Origin of the sequence: Brevinema andersonii, from assembly GCF_900112165.1 — a bacterium.
Taxonomy (GTDB): domain Bacteria; phylum Spirochaetota; class Brevinematia; order Brevinematales; family Brevinemataceae; genus Brevinema; species Brevinema andersonii.
Genome location: NZ_FOKY01000001.1, coordinates 124,713 through 145,647 on the forward strand (window position 1 = coordinate 124,713; position 20,935 = coordinate 145,647).

At 36.0% G+C, this 20,935-nt stretch carries 16 protein-coding genes; 6 read left to right on the forward strand and 10 right to left on the reverse strand.

All coding sequences use genetic code 11. From position 1 onward, the window contains the following. Positions 1–19: 19 nt before the first annotated feature. The 4 genes from BM018_RS00600 to BM018_RS00615 are packed head-to-tail and all read right to left on the reverse strand — an operon-like array spanning position 20 to position 4,963. Positions 20–1,060 (reverse strand): glycosyltransferase family 4 protein, encoded by a 1,041-nt coding sequence (locus tag BM018_RS00600; protein WP_092317145.1) that lies wholly within the window; start codon positions 1,058–1,060, stop codon positions 20–22. Continuing rightward, on the reverse strand, positions 1,051–2,232 hold the full coding sequence (locus BM018_RS00605; protein ID WP_092317149.1) for a DegT/DnrJ/EryC1/StrS family aminotransferase: 1,182 nt from the start codon (positions 2,230–2,232) through the stop codon (positions 1,051–1,053). The genes BM018_RS00600 and BM018_RS00605 overlap by 10 nt, the downstream gene beginning before the upstream one ends. Next, on the reverse strand, positions 2,229–3,503 hold the full coding sequence (locus BM018_RS00610; RefSeq protein ID WP_159428104.1) for a polysaccharide biosynthesis protein: 1,275 nt from the start codon (positions 3,501–3,503) through the stop codon (positions 2,229–2,231). The genes BM018_RS00605 and BM018_RS00610 overlap by 4 nt, the downstream gene beginning before the upstream one ends. Then, positions 3,500–4,963 carry a UDP-N-acetylmuramoyl-L-alanyl-D-glutamate--2,6-diaminopimelate ligase gene (locus tag BM018_RS00615; protein WP_092317156.1) on the reverse strand — a complete coding sequence of 488 codons (1,464 nt, stop codon included), beginning with the start codon at positions 4,961–4,963 and terminating at the stop codon, positions 3,500–3,502. Before BM018_RS00615 ends, BM018_RS00610 begins: the two co-directional genes overlap by 4 nt. 114 nt (positions 4,964–5,077) lie before the next feature. Here BM018_RS00615 and ruvB point away from each other — a divergent pair, with 114 nt between their 5' ends. The 3 genes from ruvB to dnaE all read left to right on the forward strand — a co-directional run bounded on the left by ruvB (position 5,078) and on the right by dnaE (position 10,399). Further along, a complete protein-coding gene (gene ruvB, locus BM018_RS00620; RefSeq protein ID WP_407640959.1) occupies positions 5,078–6,112 on the forward strand; it encodes a Holliday junction branch migration DNA helicase RuvB in 1,035 nt (344 codons plus the stop codon). A gap of 138 nt (positions 6,113–6,250) precedes the next feature. Beyond that, positions 6,251–6,862 carry a 30S ribosomal protein S4 gene (rpsD, locus tag BM018_RS00625; RefSeq protein WP_092317162.1) on the forward strand — a complete coding sequence of 204 codons (612 nt, stop codon included), beginning with the start codon at positions 6,251–6,253 and terminating at the stop codon, positions 6,860–6,862. Positions 6,863–6,919: 57 nt separating this feature from the next. Then, entirely contained in the window at positions 6,920–10,399 is a 3,480-nt protein-coding gene (gene dnaE / locus BM018_RS00630; protein WP_092317165.1) for a DNA polymerase III subunit alpha, read from the forward strand. Here the strand turns inward: dnaE and BM018_RS00635 are convergent. From BM018_RS00635 to BM018_RS00655, 5 genes are all read right to left on the reverse strand, one after another. Further along, positions 10,394–11,203: a purine-nucleoside phosphorylase gene (locus tag BM018_RS00635; protein WP_159428105.1), complete on the reverse strand. Its 810-nt coding sequence runs from the start codon at positions 11,201–11,203 to the stop codon at positions 10,394–10,396. The genes dnaE and BM018_RS00635 overlap by 6 nt on opposite strands. Before the next feature lie 10 nt (positions 11,204–11,213). Next, entirely contained in the window at positions 11,214–11,960 is a 747-nt protein-coding gene (locus BM018_RS00640) for a YebC/PmpR family DNA-binding transcriptional regulator (RefSeq protein ID WP_092317172.1), read from the reverse strand. 65 nt (positions 11,961–12,025) lie between these two features. Then, positions 12,026–13,243 (reverse strand): OmpL47-type beta-barrel domain-containing protein, encoded by a 1,218-nt coding sequence (locus BM018_RS00645; protein WP_092317175.1) that lies wholly within the window; start codon positions 13,241–13,243, stop codon positions 12,026–12,028. 57 nt (positions 13,244–13,300) lie between these two features. After that, positions 13,301–13,864 carry a chemotaxis protein CheW gene (locus BM018_RS00650; RefSeq protein WP_092317178.1) on the reverse strand — a complete coding sequence of 188 codons (564 nt, stop codon included), beginning with the start codon at positions 13,862–13,864 and terminating at the stop codon, positions 13,301–13,303. Positions 13,865–13,961: 97 nt separating this feature from the next. After that, complete coding sequence (locus BM018_RS00655) at positions 13,962–15,413, reverse strand: hypothetical protein (protein WP_092317181.1); 1,452 nt, start codon at positions 15,411–15,413, stop codon at positions 13,962–13,964. A 168-nt stretch (positions 15,414–15,581) separates the two neighbouring features. Here BM018_RS00655 and BM018_RS00660 point away from each other — a divergent pair, with 168 nt between their 5' ends. From BM018_RS00660 to BM018_RS00670, 3 genes are read left to right on the forward strand one after another with little or no spacing between them, the layout of a single operon-like run. Then, complete coding sequence (locus BM018_RS00660) at positions 15,582–17,309, forward strand: ABC transporter ATP-binding protein (protein WP_092317184.1); 1,728 nt, start codon at positions 15,582–15,584, stop codon at positions 17,307–17,309. An 11-nt stretch (positions 17,310–17,320) separates the two neighbouring features. Then, a complete protein-coding gene (locus BM018_RS00665) occupies positions 17,321–17,704 on the forward strand; it encodes a ParB/RepB/Spo0J family partition protein (protein WP_092317188.1) in 384 nt (127 codons plus the stop codon). A gap of 10 nt (positions 17,705–17,714) precedes the next feature. Next, positions 17,715–19,649, forward strand: a complete 1,935-nt coding sequence (locus BM018_RS00670) for a hypothetical protein (RefSeq protein WP_092317191.1) — start codon at positions 17,715–17,717, stop codon at positions 19,647–19,649. 201 nt (positions 19,650–19,850) lie between these two features. Here BM018_RS00670 and BM018_RS00675 read toward each other — a convergent pair whose 3' ends face one another. Beyond that, entirely contained in the window at positions 19,851–20,852 is a 1,002-nt protein-coding gene (locus tag BM018_RS00675) for a flagellar filament outer layer protein FlaA (RefSeq protein ID WP_092317194.1), read from the reverse strand. Positions 20,853–20,935 lie beyond the last annotated feature (83 nt).

Here is a 20,935-nt window from a genome sequence, read left to right on the forward strand (position 1 = left end):
TTCCGCAAGAAGACCGAATTTAGGAAAATTTTTCTAATTCATGCATTAAAAGGTCAAGCGAGATCTCTTTATTAAAAATTTTTGCACGAATTTTGCCTTTTTCCGCGAGTTCCTGACGTAACCTAGAATTTTCCAGCATAAGTCGCATTTTTTGAGCAATATCATCAATATCATAAGGATCCGCATACAAAACCGCATCCCCGCAAACCTCTCTATGCGCAGGAATATCCGATACCAATACAGGACATCCCAATGCCATTGCTTCGAGTGGAGGCAAACCAAACCCTTCATAAAACGACAAACTGCAGAAAAAAAGTGCATTCCGGTACAAGGAAACTAGTTGTTGATCATTCATGCGACCCAAAAATTGAATACATGGATCAATATACTTATTATCAACAGAGGCAAAATGATGAGTTGCACCTCCAGCAAGCTTTAGAGTCACATTGGTTTTTTGCTGAGAAAACGCTTTTAGCAAACTGGAATAGTTTTTTCTAGGCTCTATACTGGCAACCGACAGAATATATTTTTTTTTCTCAGCAATAGGCCTTTGAATTTCACTTGAAAAAATACTATCAAGCCACAATGGCAGCACAAGTATTCGCTCTGAATCCACACCAAAACAGTTGATAATTTCATCTTTGGAAAACTGGCTGACCGTCATAAGAAAACGGGCCCTTTTAACAATCTGAGGAATAAGCACACGGTAGTAAAAAGCAAACGACCGCGAAAACCATTCTGGTTGACGCATGAACGCAGCATCATGGATCATCACTGCTTGATTCTTCACAAAAATCGGAGCTGTATTCCCAAAATTAAGGAGAAAATCACATTTTTTCAGTGTCAATGGCAATTTAATCTGTTCCCAAAATAAAGAATAAGGTTTCAAAGCAGGTAATACCCGCAAAGGAAGCAGACTATCCTCAGATCCTCTGAAAGGGGGTGTAAACACCTGAAGATCAACAACTCTACCTGCAAGTTCCTTTGTAAAATTCATCGCAACACGCTGAACTCCTGTTATATTTTGAGTTAAGAAGCGGCCATTGACAACTAGGTGCATATTCCCTCCATGACTGTACCACACACACGTGCAACCATTTCAGGAGTAAGTAAAGTATGCAATGGTAATGAAATTTCATTTTGATAAACGGAAAAAGAGTTAGGACAATAAGCTTCGGAATCATAGAAAGATATTGCGCTCATCAAAGTGAGAGGTTTGTAGTGGACGTTAACTGACACTCCACAATCAAAACAATATCGCATTAATCGATTACGTTGATACTCATCGAAACCATTAATTCGCAGCGGAAATAAATGCGCCGCATGATCGGGCCTAAATTCTGGAAGCATAAACTGCTCTTTATTTTTGAAATAATCAAAATAAGCAGCAAAAATTTGACGGCGTTTAGGAAGAATATTGGTTTCATAGCGCCGAAACTGCGATAACCCCAATGCTGCCGTTATATCAGGCATATTCATTTTATACCCTGGCATACGGATATCATATTCCCAAGACCCATCTAAAAATTTTTCACGAGCAGATCGATCCTGCCCATGCAATGCATAAGTCTTCAGCATAGAATAAAATTCATCATCAATTTGTTCGTCACCAAACGAGTAAAAGCTTAATGCTCCACCTTCGGAAGTCGTTAAATTTTTCACTGCATGAAATGAAAATACACGCATATCCGCAAAATCATGCCGCCCCTGATCCAGTGCACCTAATGAATGTGCAGAATCCGTCAGCACAAGAATTCTGCCTAAAGCTTCTTGATAACGGTTAACTGGCTGGATTTTTTGTGCACAAGCTAGAGCATTTATTTTAGGATAATCCGGCAAAGCTCCTCCAAAATCAACAGGAATAATCGCCTTAGTATTTTGCGTAATTTTCTGCGCTACAGATTCCGGATCGATAAAAAAACTATTTTCACCAACATCTGCAAATACAACCTTTGCGCCGGTATGTTTAATAGCATTTGCAGTAGCTGCAAAAGTATAAGGAGTAGTAATAACTTCGTCACCAGAGCCAATACCATAAGCTTTGAGTGCTAAAAAAAGACCAGAAGTTGCAGAGTTGAGTAGAAGCGTATAACGTGCATTTAAATAATTATTGAGATGCGAAGAGAATTCATTACAAACAGCTCCAGATGTAATCCAACCTGACCTCAACACACGGACAACAGCATTAATATCGTCTTCAGAAAGATCAGGAGGTGCAAATTCTATTTTCATATATTCATGCCTGCATAATGAGAAATATACTTATTAAAAAGTGCAAAAATTTCTTCTTTCGAGCCAAATGACGCAGCATCTACAAACTCAGCATAAAGTAGATTTATTTCCTTCTCGGACCAAATGGAACCTGAATCTTCTAAAATCAACAGTTTTTCATGAGGCGAAGCTAAAATTTTTTCAAAAGAATGAATCAGTTCTTCGGAAAATTTTTCGCCACCGCGATTGCCGATCACATTAACACAGCTTTGTGAAGGCTCTACTCCGTAATAAGCACAGAGTTTTTCAAGGAGCTCGCCCAACGCAATAGGAACTCCCATATCAAAAGAAAACAAATTCCCATAATCCATAGTTCCCGCCAACAGCACCAAACGAACCGCTTCATGAATAGACATAAAATAACGCACCATATTTTTATCAGTAATTGTAAGAGGCCGATTATGCGCAATTTGTTCTAGAAACGTAGGAACAACACTACCCGTCGATCCGAAAACATTCCCAAACCTCACCGTTGCAAATCGGCAATCAGGAATCAGAGCATCCATGGATAAACATATTTTTTCGGCAATGCGTTTAGACGCCCCTAACGCTGATACTGGATTGACAGCTTTATCAGTAGAAACGAGCACAAAACGTTCAACTTTCCATTCAGCAGCAAGAGATACCAACTTTTTTGTACCAAGAATATTGGTTTTAACAGCTTCTTCGGGATACATCTCAAGAATAGGAACATGCTTATGGGCAGCAGCATGAAAAATGGTATTAGGCTTGTGCTCGAGAAAAACCCGTCGCAACTTTTCTTCATCACGAACGTCACCCAGCACAGCCTTAAAATTTCTATGATGACCATGCTTCTTGATCAACTCATTAATGGAGTTTTCGCCATGCCCAAAAGCAATGACCTGCTTGATTGGCAGGCTCAAAAGATGCGCAACAATTTCCGAACCGATATAGCCTTCGCCGCCCGTGACTAGAATAACCCGATTTCGATAAAAAGACTCCAAAACAGACTGATCAACAGGTGTCTCCGGCCGCGAAACAATATCCTTAAATTCCGGAGGAGACGCTATGGCATTCTGCCTAATCAAATCACCAAGGCTCAGCATACGAAATTCTGTTTCGGGGAGTTTTTCAATTTCTTCAGGAGACAACGGTGCTGACAACAAGCAAATCTTTGTATCAGATTCTGTTAGTTTAATTAAATCTTCGGCATTTTTCAGCCCATGAAGCGCCAAAGTACTTTGCACATCAGAAGTTATAAGAATTTTCATAATCCACCCTCTCTGCCCCATAAATTCTGAATACATTGTTCGTCCGAAAAATAAATCTTTTCAGTACCGATAATTTGATATTTTTCATGTCCTTTTCCTGCAACTAGCACAATATCACCAGGTTCGGCTAAACTATATGCCAAATGAACTGCTTTAGCTCTATCAGGTTCGACATAAAGATTCTGTCGCATTTTAGGAAATCCTCCTAAAATATCATCGATAATCGATTGGGGATCTTCTGTACGGGGATTATCAGATGTAACTATAATAGCATCCGATTCTAAAACTGCTTGTGCCATCAGTGGACGTTTAGTTTTATCACGGTCGCCGCCTGACCCGAAAACCGTAATTAGACGGGTATCTTCTGTTTGAACCATTTTTAACACAGCAACCGCTTGTTTCAATGCATCCGGTGTATGAGCATAATCAACAACAAATACAACACGATCCGGAGCAGTTAATTTTTGCATTCTGCCAGGCACTTGTACAGACTCAAGAGCTTCAGCAGCTTGGTTGAATTGCAAATATTTCAATACAGCATAAGCAGCTAAAGTATTGTATACATTAACAAGTCCTGGAATCGAAGTGGATAATGTTTCACCAGAAACTTCAAAACGCGAACCTTGTGCAGAAATTTCATAAACCAAAGCGTTCAGCGAACCTGCATTTTCCAGAGAAAAAGATTCTGATGGCACGCCGCGCTCGCCTAGCACCTGCAAAATTTGCTGTCCGTAGGGACAATCAGCATTAATAAAAGCTTTTTTATTTTTTTTCGGCGATGGACCAAGAATATCAGTGAAAAATCGCCGTTTCGCCAAAAAATAATCTTCTATTGTTTCGTGAAAATCCAAATGGTCCTGGGTGAGGTTGGTGAAAATAGCACAGTCAAATGCCAAACCCTCAACACGGCCTAAACTTAAGGCATGTGAAGACACTTCCATAATAACAAACTTTATCTGCGAATCTTCTGCAGACTTAAGCATCCGTACTAAAGTCAAAAGATCAGGAGTAGTATTGAGAGCAGGCAAACTTTCCAAACCAATACGCCACTCCGTAGTTCCGAAAAAAGCGGTTTGTTCGCCTAAATTCCGAAGAGCTGTATCGATTAGTGTTGCAGTGGTAGTTTTTCCATTGGTACCTGTCACACCGATCAGACAGAGTTTACGGTCGGGGTAAGCATAAAATTCTAGTACCAAACGGGATAATTCTTTTGGAAGGTTGTCAGAACCAAAAAACAGAGCATCTGGAAACTGATCAGCAAATTCTTGTTTTCTGCTGTCAGACACCACAAAATAACGGCATCCGCGCCTGTAAGCATCAGGCACAAAAACATGCAGATCCTTTTCAAAACCAGCATATGCTACAAAAAGTACACCAACTTCTGCGTTTCTGGAGTCATTTTCTATTGACAGAATCTCAGTATCATAGGGAGCGTCAGAAAAAAAATCATGTAATCTCATTATTCCTCACAGTTCTTTCATATTATAATTTATAATTAGCAATAGTGCAAGACAGTTGACAAAAATATCCTCTAGCCTTAGAATATAGGAGATTAAATTCAAGGATACGGAATGATAAAAGAAAGCATGGTCAACCCTCTAAAGAACGACGGTGACAATGACGACTCTCTACGCCCTAGAAAACTTGATGATTTTATTGGTCAGACAAAGCTCAAAGGTAATTTGAGTGTGTATATTGAAGCCTCAAAAAAACGAAAAAGCTCTCTTGATCATGTTTTGCTGTATGGGCCTCCGGGCTTGGGGAAAACAACGCTCAGCCATATTATTGCTGAGGAGCTTCAGGCTCCGATCCGGGTTACTTCGGCACCAACACTAGAAAAACAAGGCGACCTAATGGCGTTACTAACCACACTTCAAGAGGGTGAAGTATTATTTATTGATGAAATTCACCGTCTGCGCAAAACACTCGAAGAAATTCTCTACTCGGCAATGGAAGATTTCAAAGTGGATATCATCATTGGTGAAGGCACCGGCGCTAAAACTTTATCATTTGCTTTGCCGAGATTTACTCTCGTAGGAGCAACAACTCGAGCAGGATCGCTTTCGGCTCCTCTGCGGTCGCGTTTCGGAATTATCGAACGAATGGAATTTTATTCTATTGAGGAGCTATCTCAAGTTATTACTCGTTCTGCAGGGATTCTTGATATAGGAATTGACGAGTCAGGGGCTCAGGAGCTTGCTCGACGGTCACGTGGTACTCCTCGTATTGCCAACAGGCTTTTGAAACGCATTGCCGATTTTGCCTTAGTGGAAGATTTAGCTATTGTGCATGATATTTTCATTCATAAAACCCTTGAAAAACTTGAAATAGACAAAGAAGGCCTAGATGCACTTGACAGAAAGCTTCTACAAATTATCATCGAATATTATCAGGGCGGTCCCGTAGGTATATCGGCTTTAGCAGCAACACTCAACGAAGAAATTGAAACCCTTGAAGATGTTATTGAACCCTATCTTATCCAAAATGGCTTTGTTCAACGGACGCCGCGGGGACGTATGGCCTCCCATAAAGCTTATGAGCACCTTGGGCAAAAAAATCCAGCACCCCCTACGGAAATTAATAGCTTATTTAGAGACCCAACAGATTAATTTTTCTTAAAATACACAAAAATACTCAATCATTTTACAAAAATTTCCTTGCAAAAAGAATAAAAATACCTTATAATAGAAAGTATCATTAATTTTGTGCAGGCTGCGCACGAATTAAGAACTATGCAGGAGAATCTCATGAGAAAAAATGGACCTAAGGTTAGAATTTCGCGCTACTTAGGAATCGCCGTAACACGAAAAGCGGCAAAAATTATGGAAAAAAAACCTCATGCACCCGGACAAGCCGCTGCAAATAAAAAATTCCGTGGAAAAATGTCTGTTTATAAAACACAGCTTTTAGAAAAACAGAAAATACGTGCTCAATATAATATTTCTGAAAAGCATATGCGCCGCTACTATACAGAAGCTGTACGATTAAAAGGAAATACTGTAGAATTATTAGTACAGCTTTTAGAACGTCGTTTAGATGCTTTTGTATATAGAGCAGGATTTTCTTCTTCGATATATGGAGCACGCCAAGCCGTTAATCACGGTCACTTTCTTGTTAACGGCAAAAAAGTTGATATTCCTTCATATCAAATAAAAATAGGCGATATTATTTCTCTTAAAGAAAAAAGTAAGAATAAAGAAATCTTCGTGAATGCTGTAGCTGATGGTTCGATTATCATTCCTGGATATGTTGAAAGAGATGCTACTAAAATGTCTGCACAAATGTCATACTATCCGACACGAACAGAAGTACCTGTTATTGGAGATATTCCCCTTATTATTGAGTTTTACTCACGCTAACCCTAAATACAATAATAGCAAAGGGAAGGTTCGCCTTCCCTTTATTCTAGGAGATATATGAGTTCTTTTGTTCCTTTACATGTTCAATCACATTATTCTATTCTGCATGCAATACCAACTATTGATGAACTAATTGAAAAGACACTTGAATATAAATATACTGCATTTGCGCTTACAGACAGAAACAATATGCATGCGGTTCCTGAATTTGGAAAAAAAGCATTAAGCTCTGGGATAAAACCGATTTTTGGGACACAGCTGGATATTATGGAAGAATCAAGATTTTCACGACGACCCCAAAAAGGTGAACCTGAAATTCCCAGTTATTCTCTTATTTTACTAGCGAAAAATCACACTGGTTATCAAAATTTATTAAAAATCATTTCCAATGGATACGATGACGGCAATTTTGGACGTTTTAATGCTGATAAAAATTTACTTAAAGATTTTTCTGAAGGACTTATTTGTCTTTCATCTGATTACACAGGTGAACTCTGGCACTACGCTTACAAAAAAAATATTGACAAACTTCATCAAACAATCAATTTTTATCAAGAACTTTTTGGAAAAGACAATTTTTTTATTGAAATTCAAGATAGAAATATTCCTCAAGATAAAACAGCTAACCATATTCTAATAGAATCTGCATATCAGTTTGATATTCCGCTTATTGCATCCAATCCAGTTAAATATATGCAACCAGAAGATTTAATTTTACTCGATATCGTAACATGTATTAAAGAAAAAGAAACAATGGCAAACACATCTCCACGTAATGGTACTGAATATTTCAAATCAGAAACTGAGATGTATGAATTATTCAAAGACATTCCAGAAGCCATTACCAATACAAAATATGTAGCTGAATCTTGTGAATCCATTCCATTTCAAGCGGAAGGAGACCAAAGTCCACAATATGCTGTACCACTGGGAATGACAAGTGAACAATTTCTGCGTGAAAAAAGCATGCAAGCACTAACCTTAAAATTCAACGGAAATTTACCACCAAAATATAAAGAACGCTTAGATTGGGAACTTAATATGATTTGCAAGATGGGATTTCCGAACTATTTTTTAGTAGTTGGTGATTTTGTACAGTATGCTAAAAAAAATGGTATTTTGGTTGGTCCAGGGCGAGGATCAGCTGCAGGAGCTTTGCTTAGTTATGCTCTGGATATTACTAATATTGACCCTTTAAGATATGATTTGCTTTTTGAAAGATTTCTGAATCCCGAACGCGTCTCAATGCCGGATATTGATATTGACTTTGAAGACGAACGGCGTGATGAAGTAAAAGAATATTTACGTACACGCTATGGTAACGATAAAACAGCTGACGTTGTCACGTTCGGCTACAACAAAGCAAAAGCAGTATTAAAAGATGTAGGACGTGTTTTGGATATTCCACTCAAACGAGTCAGCGAGATTTCAGCGTTAATGGATGCTAATGCAGACCTTGCACAACAGTCTGAGGTTTTATCCGAACTAAAAAATATTCTCAATGGTCCTAATGAACAAGAAATTCAATGGATCTTATATTCTATTCAATTAGCAAACCGCATCCGCAACTTAGGCACTCATGCTTCTGCATTGATTGTTTCGAGGCGAAAGCTTTCGGATATTGTGCCTCTATACAAAGATCGTTCTAATACTGTTACAACACAGTTTGAAGGTAAATACCTTGAAGACAATGGTTTGCTTAAGATGGATATTCTTGGGCTTTCCAACTTGGGAATCATTAAAGACTGTCTGCAACAAATTTTTATTCACTATCACAAACGTATCGATCCCAACGAAATACCACTGGACGATCCAAAAGTTTTTGAATTATTCAGTTCGGGACGAACAGCAGGCATTTTTCAATTCGAATCTCAAGGCATGACCTCATACATCAAACAGCTGCAGCCAACCAATATTGAAGATTTAATTGCCATGAATGCTCTGTATCGCCCTGGACCTATGGATAATATTCCGTCATTTATCCAGCGCAAGCATGGCTTACAAGAAATTGATTGTTATCATCCCGACCTTGAGCCCGTTCTCAAGAATACATACGGCATTATTGTTTATCAAGAACAAGTTATGCAGATTGCGCAGATACTTTCAGGATTTTCTCTGGGTGAAGCCGATGTTGTACGTCGGATCATGGCTAAGAAAAAACCAGACGAACTTGAAAAAATACGTCCGCAATGGATCAACAGAGCTGTTGCACGAGGATATGATGCTTCATTAGCAGAACATTTATTTCAATTGCTGATCCCATTTTCAAATTATGCCTTTAATAAGTCTCATGCTGTGGCATATTCAGTACTGGCATACCAGACAGCTTGGCTGAAAGTACATTATCCTGCAGAATTTATGGCATCTTTAATGAGTTTTAACACTAACAAACATGAAGATTTAGCAAAATATATAACCGAAATCCGAAAAAGCAACATTGATATACTTGCTCCTGATATTAATATCAGTGAAGGAAATTTTACCGTAGAATATAAAAACAAAATTCCTTATATTCGTTATGGTTTCAATGCTATTAAAGGATTAGGAGAAAAAGTCAGCGAAGAAATCACCCGTGAGCGAAAATGGGGAGGAAAATATCGCAGTGTTGAAGATTTTGTTGAACGCACAGCTAATAGTAGCGATATTCGAAAAAATAATACAGAAATTCTTATCAAAGCAGGTGCTTTTGATTCTCTTTTTGATCCTAAAGAAGTAATAGTGGAAAAAGCAATTATTTTAAATCCGCAAAATCTCAATATGTTATATTCTTACTATGAAAAAAAAGAAACAGATCCCGATGCAAATTTTTCTTTATTTTCAATTGAAGAAATAAAAGCTGCTTCAGACGGAGGATTAAAATTCGACAGAAATATTCCTCCCCTTACTACTCAACAAGAATTTCAAAATGAAGTTAAAGTTTTCGGATTTTATTTTACTGGAAAACTATTCAATACAATTTACCAAAAAACCGGAAAATTAAGTAGTTATAAAGACGAATTAAAAGAAATTCTGCCTCTCAATACTCAGATCAGTTTACTGGGCTATGTTAGTGATATCAATATTATGCATAGCAATAGACGGTCTTGGGGACGCTTTACATTAAATACAGAAAATGATGCTATTATATTATTTTTATTTGGCGATAAATTAGAAAAATTTGAACAAACTGTAACGGAACATAGTTTTATTTTTCTCAAAGCACAAATTATCGAAAGAAAAAATAAAAAAGAAGCAGAAAATACTATCGAAAAAACATATGATATAATTGATTTTATTTTGCTGGACAAAACACCTACTTTAAATGAAGTTCATATTTTACTTCCGGAAATCATTCCTTCAGAAAATTATACTACTTTACAGCAACTACAACAATTTGCAAAAGAAGGTTATCAGCAAAAAGCACATATTACTATTGTTTTTCATATTAACAAATACAACAATCCTTTAAAATCTAATGCTACTTACCGAATTAAAAAATCACCAGAACTATTGACATTGCTTGATTCTCCACTATTTTTAAGTTATTGGTTTTTATAGATTTGCTGTATTACAAATCAACAAATGGCCAACAATAGAAGCAAGTCGACCACCAGCTGACTTTCCTTGTTGTAATACTTCTTCATGATTTATAGGAACCGCCCCCAACCCAGCTGCTTGATTAGTAATCATCGAAAAACCAAGTACCCTCATTTTGTAATACCGCGCTAAAATAGTTTCCATCACAGTCGACATCCCTACTGCATCTATTCCTAATTTACGGAACATTTGCACTTCAGCTGGCGTTTCGTACTGAGGACCCAGCACTGAACCATATATTCCAGATTTAACACCAAATGCTTCACTAAGATGAGGTAGTAAACTAACATCATAAGCATTCTGCATATCTAGAAAACGTTGATTTCCTTCTACTCCAATCAATGGAGAATCATTCTGCGTTTTGATATGATCGGAAATAAGCATAATATCACCCACATGAATATCTGGATTGATTGAACCAGCCGCATTCGTCAATATTGCTGTACGAGCGTTAAGTTCTCCAGCAACAGCAATGGGAAACGCAGTTGTAAAGGCATCATGACCTTCGTACATATGGCGTCTCCCTTGCATCAACAAAACATTCTTGCCATGATGCTCAACATATACGAAATTACTTGAATGGCCCGCAACACTAGAACTATTCATATTGGGCACTTGATGATAAGGAATAATTTCCTTATCCGGAAAAATATCAACGATAGAAGACAATCCAGAACCTAAAACTACAGCAATATCAATTTTTTTAATATTTTTACTTCTAAAAAAGTCAACTGTTTCAAAGATTTGTTGTTTATTATATGGCATATAGCCTCCCTTAACTATGAAACTCTTGAGCTGCTTGCGCATCAAGATCAGCATTACTGGACACACTCGACACATCATCCAAGTCTTCCAAAGCATCTACCAATTTGAGAAAAGATATTGTTTTTTCCTTATCGAGTGCAATTTTATTTTGAGGTACTTGAGTAATTTCAGAACTATTAGGTTTAAAGCCAGCATTTTCTAAAAAATCACTCACTGTATTGTAGTTTTCTAAGGAAATAAATACTTCAATAACCCCATCTTCAGAAATTACATCATCAGCACCTGCCTCTAATGCCGCTTCCATCAAATTGTTCTCATCAACTAAAGTACTATCAAATACCATATACCCTTTCATATTAAACATCCAAGCAACACAATTCGGCTCACCCAAACTTCCTCCAAATTTCGAGAACACATTACGAACATCAGCTGCAGCTCTATTTTTATTATCCGTCGTCACATTCACCAATACCGCAACTCCTCCAGGACCATATCCTTCATAAACAAATGATTCATAATTCACACCATCAAGCTCACCTGATCCACGTTTAAGTGCGCGTTCTATATTATCTTTGGGCATATTAGCACTGCGTGCTTTATCAATAGCTGCTCTCAACCGTATATTCAAACCAGGATCGGAACCATTTTTTGCTGCAATAATAATATCTTTAGCTAGCTTTGAGAACAAATTACTACGTTTTGCATCTTGTGCACCTTTTCTATGTTTTATATTGGCCCATTTACTATGACCTGCCATATTCACCCCTTATATAATAAGGGCAATCAAAAGATTACCCTTAACAATATTTTATATTGGATTTTTTACTCAGTAACAGGAGATATTTCGCCAGAAGGTACTTCATTACTGGCTTCAACAGCTAATGTAGTAGGTTCTTCTTCTGTAGGCACTACAACAGAATCAGTATCTTTCTCATTTTTTTCTTCTTCAAATGAATTAGATGAATTCTCTTCTTCAGTCATAGGTTGAGAAGATTCGGTAGTCATGCTATTCTCGTCACCAATATAAGATGCATCACCTGAAGGAGCTTGCATATCAACAACAACACTATACACAACTTCCTCACTTTCATTTCCGACAATATCAACAGCTTTCACTTTGATATCATATTCATCAGCATCTTTGAGCCTAATCGCAATTTCTTCATCATATTTTTGATATTCACCATCATTAATAGAAAATAAAATCTTATCCACTTTGGTCTCATTATCAAACGCACCCACATAAATAGGATCACGTGAAGAAATATAACGAATACCATTAGTTTCATAGGCACGGGCAAAAACATCAACAACAGGAGGTGTAGCATCTAAATATAAAGTTGTTTTCCGAACTTCTGTAACATTGCTGACCATATCAGTAGCTTTATAATACAAATGCAAAATAGTATTTGAAGAATATCCTAGGTTTGATAAAGTAAATTCATTTTCATACCGGACAAAATCTTGATTATTAGTGGAAAACTCAGTAAATGCAACACCTGTTATATCATCAAACATTTTAAATCTAATCTTTGTATTCAACCCAACATAAGTATATCCAGACGCCTTATAGGGTATCGGATCAAATAAAGGTTCTAATACTCGAGGCGCCGTAGCATCAATATACACCTCAAAAACTTTGGAATAAGACACATTTCCTACTCTATCAACAAATTTATAAGAAATTGTATGATTACCCTCTTCTGTTAATGCAATAGGAGCTTTATAAAAAGCATATTCACCTCCGTCAATGGAAACAAATATATTTTCCAATCCTGATTGTTCATCAACACCTTGTACTTCAAAGCGAGCCATTGGCGAAGCATAAAGCATATCACCCTGTTTTAAGGTATAACCCACATTATCAACAAACATTTTTTCTGTAGGAGATGTCTCATTTTCAAGCACAGATGTTTCTTGTTGTTCTGTATCAACGGCAACCTCTTGAGCAGGTTCTTCAGGAGCCGTTACTTCAGCTTCTTGGGCATAAAGCATTACAGTTGTAAATAAAAATGAAGTTATAAGCCACTTTTTTTTCATTGTTTTTCCTCTCAAAGAATTAAAATTTCACTATACTACTGTAGTTTCTACTACCGGCTAATTACCATTTAATTGGGCATGAAGTGCCTGTTCTTCTTCACTGTCAAGAATACTTTTTGTATTTAAGACAACGTAAATTTCTTCCCCTACATGCAAAATACCCAAAATAACAGCCTGATTCATATGACCCATTGCTTCCGCATTTTGAATATCAGAATCATTTGCAGTAAGAATTTTATCCAAATTATCTACTAACAACCCAACAAGTACAGAACCTATTTTTACAATAATCAGTTTATAGGAAGATGTTTTTACCTGTTGATGTTTATTGCCAACATCCTTTTCATGAGAAGATTTGGATTCTAATGACAACTCACTCTTGGGCAGATCAAAAAAATTATCTCTATTTTGTTCTTCAACAGACCATTTTTGAGAATATATTTTTTTATGTATAGAGATAATAGGTGTTATTCTTCCCCGAAGATTAATAACACCTTCAACAAAATCAGGAAAATTAGGCATATATGTCATTGTATTTTCGCGACACACTTCCTGTACATCCATTATTTCAATACAATAGCGATTACCTACAGCTTCGAAAGCCACAAATTGCTTTTCCATAAACAAAACCTGCCAAAATAACACAATCAGATTAATTATTATATTACTTTTGGAAAAAAATCGCAAGTATTTGAATCAAAAATACCTGAGAATCTTGTTATTTTTTAAAAAAATTAATCGATATGCTATCATGACGCCCTATTTTTGCATCCACTTCTTCCAGATAAAAATACCATTCAATAGACTCTAAAGCTACCATAAAATCATATGGCAAAGGAAAAAATGGCGATCGCACTGTTTGCAAAACTTGTGCCGCATTAATATAAAAACGTCCTCCATATATAGTCTTGCTAATCCGCTGAAATGCAGGAGGTACTTGACTAAGAAAACCTTTTCTATTCTCATAAATATTATGCACTAATTTATTCAAACTGTCTTCGGAAGTAGTAATTATAGCATGCCCTTCAGCTAAACCAAACCAAACAACAAAATCACCAGTATCCCAACCATAAAAATTACGAGTAAAAAGCGATTTACCTTTAATTTTTTTACCATTTTTATGAGCCAAATTGACAGTGTTTACAAAAAATTGTTCTACTTTATCTTGGCTCACTACAGGACTGATTAATGTGACATCAATATTTTTTGTTTGAATATCAAACGCACGTACTATATAAGAGTTTCTCCCGCCCATATAGCGGAAAAAACCATCTTTCAAATTAATACCGGCTTGTTCGAATTTATTAAGAAGATTTTTCACACCCAATTCATCCGCCTTATCGATAGCCCCTATTGCATCAATGAAAGCAGAGGTATCTAAATAAGTTTGCCCTATTAATGCCGCTGTTCCATCTTCGTAATCAAGAAAATTGATTCTTTGTGTTTTGTAAGGAACCATACTCTTTCGCAATGCTGATTGTACCTGTGGATCCTTATAGACTGTATATAGATCCAATGTAATATCATCGTAGTTGATGCTGAAAATGCCGCCGATCCTGTCACCTTCTGGAAAAGGGTGTAACTTCAGGGAAGATTTGCGTTCATTCAAATAATTAGCTGTCATCCAAACAAAATTCTGATCCCAACGAAATGACAAAGCTTTAGCAATTTGTTTAAATTCAGAAGTATTTTGCAGACCCTTAAAGCGATAAAATTCCAATATTTCCGGAGAAGCAGAAAAAATAATAAAATTTCCTTCAATACGATACGGCATAGGTACAGGCAGACGATCGAGATAAGATGTCAAAAGGTTTTTATTTTTTATTGTAAAAATCATATAACCTTTCTTTGGAGCAAGATGAACATAAGCTACAGCACCATTCTCATCAATGCCGATAGAAGCAGCTCCATGGGGATTTAAAATGCTAACACCTAAACGATCCCTTAAACGTGCCCGCAATAAAGAGATACTTTTTTCATATTCAGCACCGGTAAACTTTTTGATTAGCTGAAGGAGATCACCAGAACCAGTTTTGAGGACAGGAACAAAAAGCGCTAATTCACCATCCAGCACATATGGTGCTATCTCAGGATTTGCAAAACCAAAGCCTGGAAAAAACAGTAAGAAAAAAAATATGATTTTGTTTTTTGACATTACTTTATAATCCATTTTTCCTTAATTATAACTTTTTTTCTCAAAATTTTCAACTTTACAGAACTTTTAGGAAAAATAACTGCTAAAGTCTTGCAAAAATCGCAAGAAAATCGTATTCTTTATATAAGTGTTAATTAAGTGTTAATTTTTTGGACTTGATCTAAAACAATAAGGAATTCAACAGTGAAACAAGTGACTCCGATTAGGCGTTTATTTTCCATGCTCCGGCATTACAAACTCCAGCTGACTATCTCTGTGATTTCCGCATTGCTTTTTGTTACAGGACGCACTGGCATATCAACCTTAATCGGAGATTTTATCAACGGCGTTTTCATCACTCAAAATTTATCCCTCCTTAACGTAAAAACAATTGGTATTTTATTTGGATTTGCTTTTTTATGGTCAGGAGCTCAGTATACAATGTACTTGTTTTCTGGCAAGCTGGCTATACGCGTAGCTCACACCCTGAGAAGCCGTCTCTACCAAAAGCTCGTCAAACTGCCAGTTTCATACTACAGGACGCATGATTCTTCAGAAATTTTGTCAATCGCTTCCAACGATATCACTTTGGTTGAAACTTTTTTGACAAATGTTATGGTACAATTACTAGCCCAGCCATTGACTGTCATTGCTATAATAAGCATGATGTTCGTAATTAATTGGAAATTATCGCTGTATTTTATTGTTTTAGGGCCGGCTATTGCCCTGATTTTAGGCCTAATAGGCACACAGGTGCAGAAACTTGGACGGAGCATGCAAGAAAATATTGCTCATCTGACAAAAATTTTCGCTGAAACTATTCGTCATATTATTGTAATTAAAGGTTTTAACAGTGAACATACAGAAATTGCCCGCTTTAAGAAAAAAAATGATCATCAATTGGATCTAGCGGATAAAGAAATTAAAATTAGGCTGCTTGCATTACCTGCATCAGACTTTTTAGGAATTACGGCCGTTATTTTACTATTAGCTCTAGGAGCTGTTGGCATCCGTGCTGGAATCGCAGATACAGCATCCGTTACAAAATTTGTTGCTATGGCTATTGTGCTTTCGGAACCTATCTCTTCATTTAATCAACTTATTTTGGTTGTTAAAAAATTGGGGCCTTCGCTGGAAAGAGTATTTAATATTTTAAACACTCCAGAAGAACACGAAACAGGCATTGATATCGGCTCTATCAAAGGCTATATTCAATTTGAATCGGTTAATTTTTGGTACGTTCCAGAACGACAGATTCTTTATGACATCGATTTGGAAATACAGCCGCGCGAAACCATTGCTTTAATTGGCATGAGCGGCTCAGGGAAAAGCACACTAGTATCGTTGATTCCGAAACTTTTCAAGCCTGAATCAGGAAAAATCCTCATTGATGGAAAAAATATTGCTGAGTTCAGTGCCTCATCGATCCGTGAAAAAATTGCTATTGTTACTCAGGATACTAGTCTTTTTAGCGATACCATACGAAACAATATTACACTGTCCAAGCCTAATGCTACTTATGATGAAATTGTGGCTGCAACAACACTAGCCAATGCCCACCAATTTATTGACAAATTTCCGCTAAAATATCAAACTGAAGTTGGAGATTATGGTAGCAATCTTTCTGGAGGAGAGCGGCAACGTATTATTCTCGCGCGGGCAGTGCTCAGAAAACCTCAGATTCTGCTGCTTGACGAACCTACTAGTGCCTTGGATGCCGAATCAGAACAAGCTGTTACCCAAGCACTTGAAAATATCTACAGACATCAAACAACAATTATTATTGCCCATAAGCTGTCAACAATAGAAAAAGCAGATCGGATTGTTGTCATGCAGGACGGCCGTATTATTGAATATGGCACTCATCAAGAACTATTAGCACTTAAAGGACTTTACACAAAACTGCGGACTCTGAACAAACATACAATATAGAGGAGGCTTTCATGAAAATCGGAGTAGAAAAAATTATTGTCAAAGAGAGGATCCGTAAAGATCTTGGCAATTTGGAACCGCTTAAAAATAGTCTCTCGGTCCATGGACAACTCCATCCTATTGTCATTACTACTAAAAATGTTTTGATTTCAGGGGAACGCCGTCTTACAGCCGCGAAAGAGTTAGGATGGCAAGAAATTGATGTGCTGGTCAAAGATATCGATCCTGAAACTGCTTTAGCAATTGAGCTGGAAGAAAATATAACACGCAGAGATTTCAATGCAGAGGAATTAAGTAATGGTCTCAAAAAACAAAAAAAAATGCACAATAATATTTTCTATAAAATAGCACATTTTTTCAAAAATATAGTAAAAAGATTTCTTAAAAAAACATAAAAATATAAATATGATTAATAAAATATATTTATTTTCTCTTTTCTTGACACCCGTACATTTATCTGCTAGCATCTTAGATACTGTCTCTATTAAAGGTACTGTGCATTTTGATCATAAAATTCCAGCTCTTAATGGTAAATTTGTCTATACCATTCACAATAATAGCCAATCTGCGCAGCAAACTTGGTCTGTTGTGGTACATCCTGATGTTCAAATTCTGTCATTAACCCAGCAAAATACAGAAGCATCATTCACTGTAAAGCCAAGTGGCAATTACAAGCTGATTGTTATTACATTACCTTATAAAATAGAACCCGATAAAAGAACAAAAATCACTATTAAAACGGCATTGCTTACTCAAAATAAAGATGCACGATTTACAGTAACAGAAAAATTTGTTTTTCTGGATGCGCGGAAGATATGGTTTCCGCTTCCTGACAACGATTTGGAAGCGAACTTAGAGCTCGAGATATCAACAAGCAATGATTTGTATCCTGTAATAGGAAGTGCTTTAATCAAAGGAAAGACAAACCTTCCGGGAATTCGCACTTCTTCTTGGAAAAACGAACTATCTTCTTTAGGGTTGAGCTCGACTCTCATTATCACCGATAAGCCAAGACATCAAATTGATAATATTTATGTATACACGGAAAATACCAATCTTGTTCAAATTGTGAAACGAGAATTTTTACCGTTTTGGAACATTATTCGACAAAAGCAATATAGATTTCCTCTGAGTCAATTTCATATTATGCCTATTGATCTGACTATTCCTGGAAAATCAGAAGAATTCGCTGATGGAGAATTTTTAGGCAATCTTATTTTTATTGATAATAAATTAAGCAGCCTAGCAGTAAAAGAGTCGAAAACTAATTTTTATTTTTCCGGGCCTGCCGATAAACGCCTTATCGAAACATTGATCCACGAAACATATCACAGTTACTTTCCGGGATTATTACGGCATGATCCGACAGATGGCCTTTTCATTGAAAGTCTTGTGCAGTATATGACGTGGTCTGTCATTAAGGAACTTGACCCCCTCTGGGCTAAGAATATACAAAAAAGAAATCGATTTCTTTTACAAAATTTAGCAATTCAAAATTCTGAGAATTATTTATGGGATTTTCTTTTTAATACGAGCATACTTATTGCAAGTTTCGAAAATTCATCATTCAGCAGTTTTGAGCTTGCAGACACCCTCGTTGAAAAATACCGCTATATTACATTTAACAAACAGGATCTCATTGAAACTGCTTCACTTCACCGCTCTTCTGAAGAAAGCGGAGAATCAAACAAAATAAATTCAGAGTTACTTAAACTCACAAACCAAAAGCAATTCTTTAACAGTTCTATCAGTGCCATCGCAACAAATTTTATTATTACCATTACTAATAAAAGTATCGGCAGAAAGAAAAAAATATGGACCATACCTGTAGAAACGACAGTTTTACAAATTGAACATAACTATCCCCAAGAATGGCAAGGACAACTGACTTGGATAAAAAATGATAAAACAAATACGATTTCTCTGCTTATTCCAAAAGATTCGGTATGGATTACAAATCTGCCAGGAAATATTTCTCAAGCATTTATCCAATCCGATTTAGATCCTATGGAATTATATTTAGCAGATAATATTTTAGATCCTTCATCGGATCAAGGTTACCAGCTGATCAATTTACTCAATAAAAGCAAAAACCTCGACACGCATCCTAAAATTGAATTCACAGAAAACACTTTACAAAAAATAAAAAGTTTGAAAGAAAAAAATTTTTTATTTTCATGGGATAATACTGTTAATACAGGAAAATCCACAACAGAAATGTTTATTTTGGACACACAGAATAATAAAAAAGGATACATTCAAATAATCTTTAATAAGGAAAATGATAATTTCAAAATTCTTGAAATTATTGATCCTTTAAAAATAAATGACCCAGAGTAAATATCCTTGAATAAACTACTTTTAGCTTATATATTTTTATAAGATTTGATAAAGATTTATACATCTAAAATTAACAAAATTAACATTATAGTACTTATGGATTTATGCGTTTTTATGAGCTCAGCAAAATAAAAGATCATATAATACAATTTTAATAATATAGCAATAAAGACTGCTTAAATTAAGCAGTCTTTATTATTTCTAGTTACCTGCAGCTTGCTGCTGTTGATTTGTAGTTGCATCTTCAGAAACTTGTTTTAATTTCAGAAGATTTCTTCTTAAAAGTAACTCTTCAGCTAGCTTCTGAGAAATAGAAACTCTTTTATTAATAGCTTCTGTAGAAATAATATGCCAAATCGCTTCATCATCTATATCTGCATCTTCTCGATAAACAGCATAATCATAATCCATAGTTACATCTTTTACATAAGTAATAAAATACTGACTATCTTGACCTTCAGGTTTATAAAAAGCTAAAGAATCAAATTTAACATAAGGTAAAGAATAAGGATATAAAGGATTTTTAGTTGGTGTCCAATCATTAACATCTTCTAAATAATAAGGATTATGCCATCCAAGACGTCTCCAACCTTCATAATATAAAGATCCCATACCAAATTCTATTAATTGATTAAATTCATTCCGAACTCGAATTCCTGCATTATATTTAAAATTAAGACCATACATCCATGATTGAACAGATCTTATTTGGCCAACATTAACTAACAATCCTATAGCCAAACCATTATCCTTGTTATTATCATCTTGCGAAACAAATTTTCCATCGGTATAAGTTGGTGAAAAATAAAAAGGTTTAGTCACAGTAGCCCAAAATGCATTCTTCCAAGGATGAAAATTTAAACGAATACCTAGTACGTTACCATATTGTTTGCTAGGAGTATTTTTCGTCAAAGAATCTTTATCATTTTCAACTGTTTTGGATGACGCATTCAAAACAACTCTCCAATTTTCTAGATTCCAATCATCTGCTTCAAATTTGAAATCAGGCCATCCTCCGTTACGGATATCTAACTCAGGTTTTTCTGCAACAATCTGCTCATAAACTTCTTGATCTTTCTCCATAACCTGACGAATATTATCGTTGTAGGTCGTAAAATCAATCAAGGTGCTTTCGATTGCATTTATTGGCACAAAGACACCAAGAGCTAACATAAACGAAATGACAATTTTTACTTGTCTCATAGTCCTCTCCTTAGGAAATTTTACCTATCCTTTGTATTTTTTTTCGGTTAATAATACTTTTTTCAAGCAATATATTGTATTTT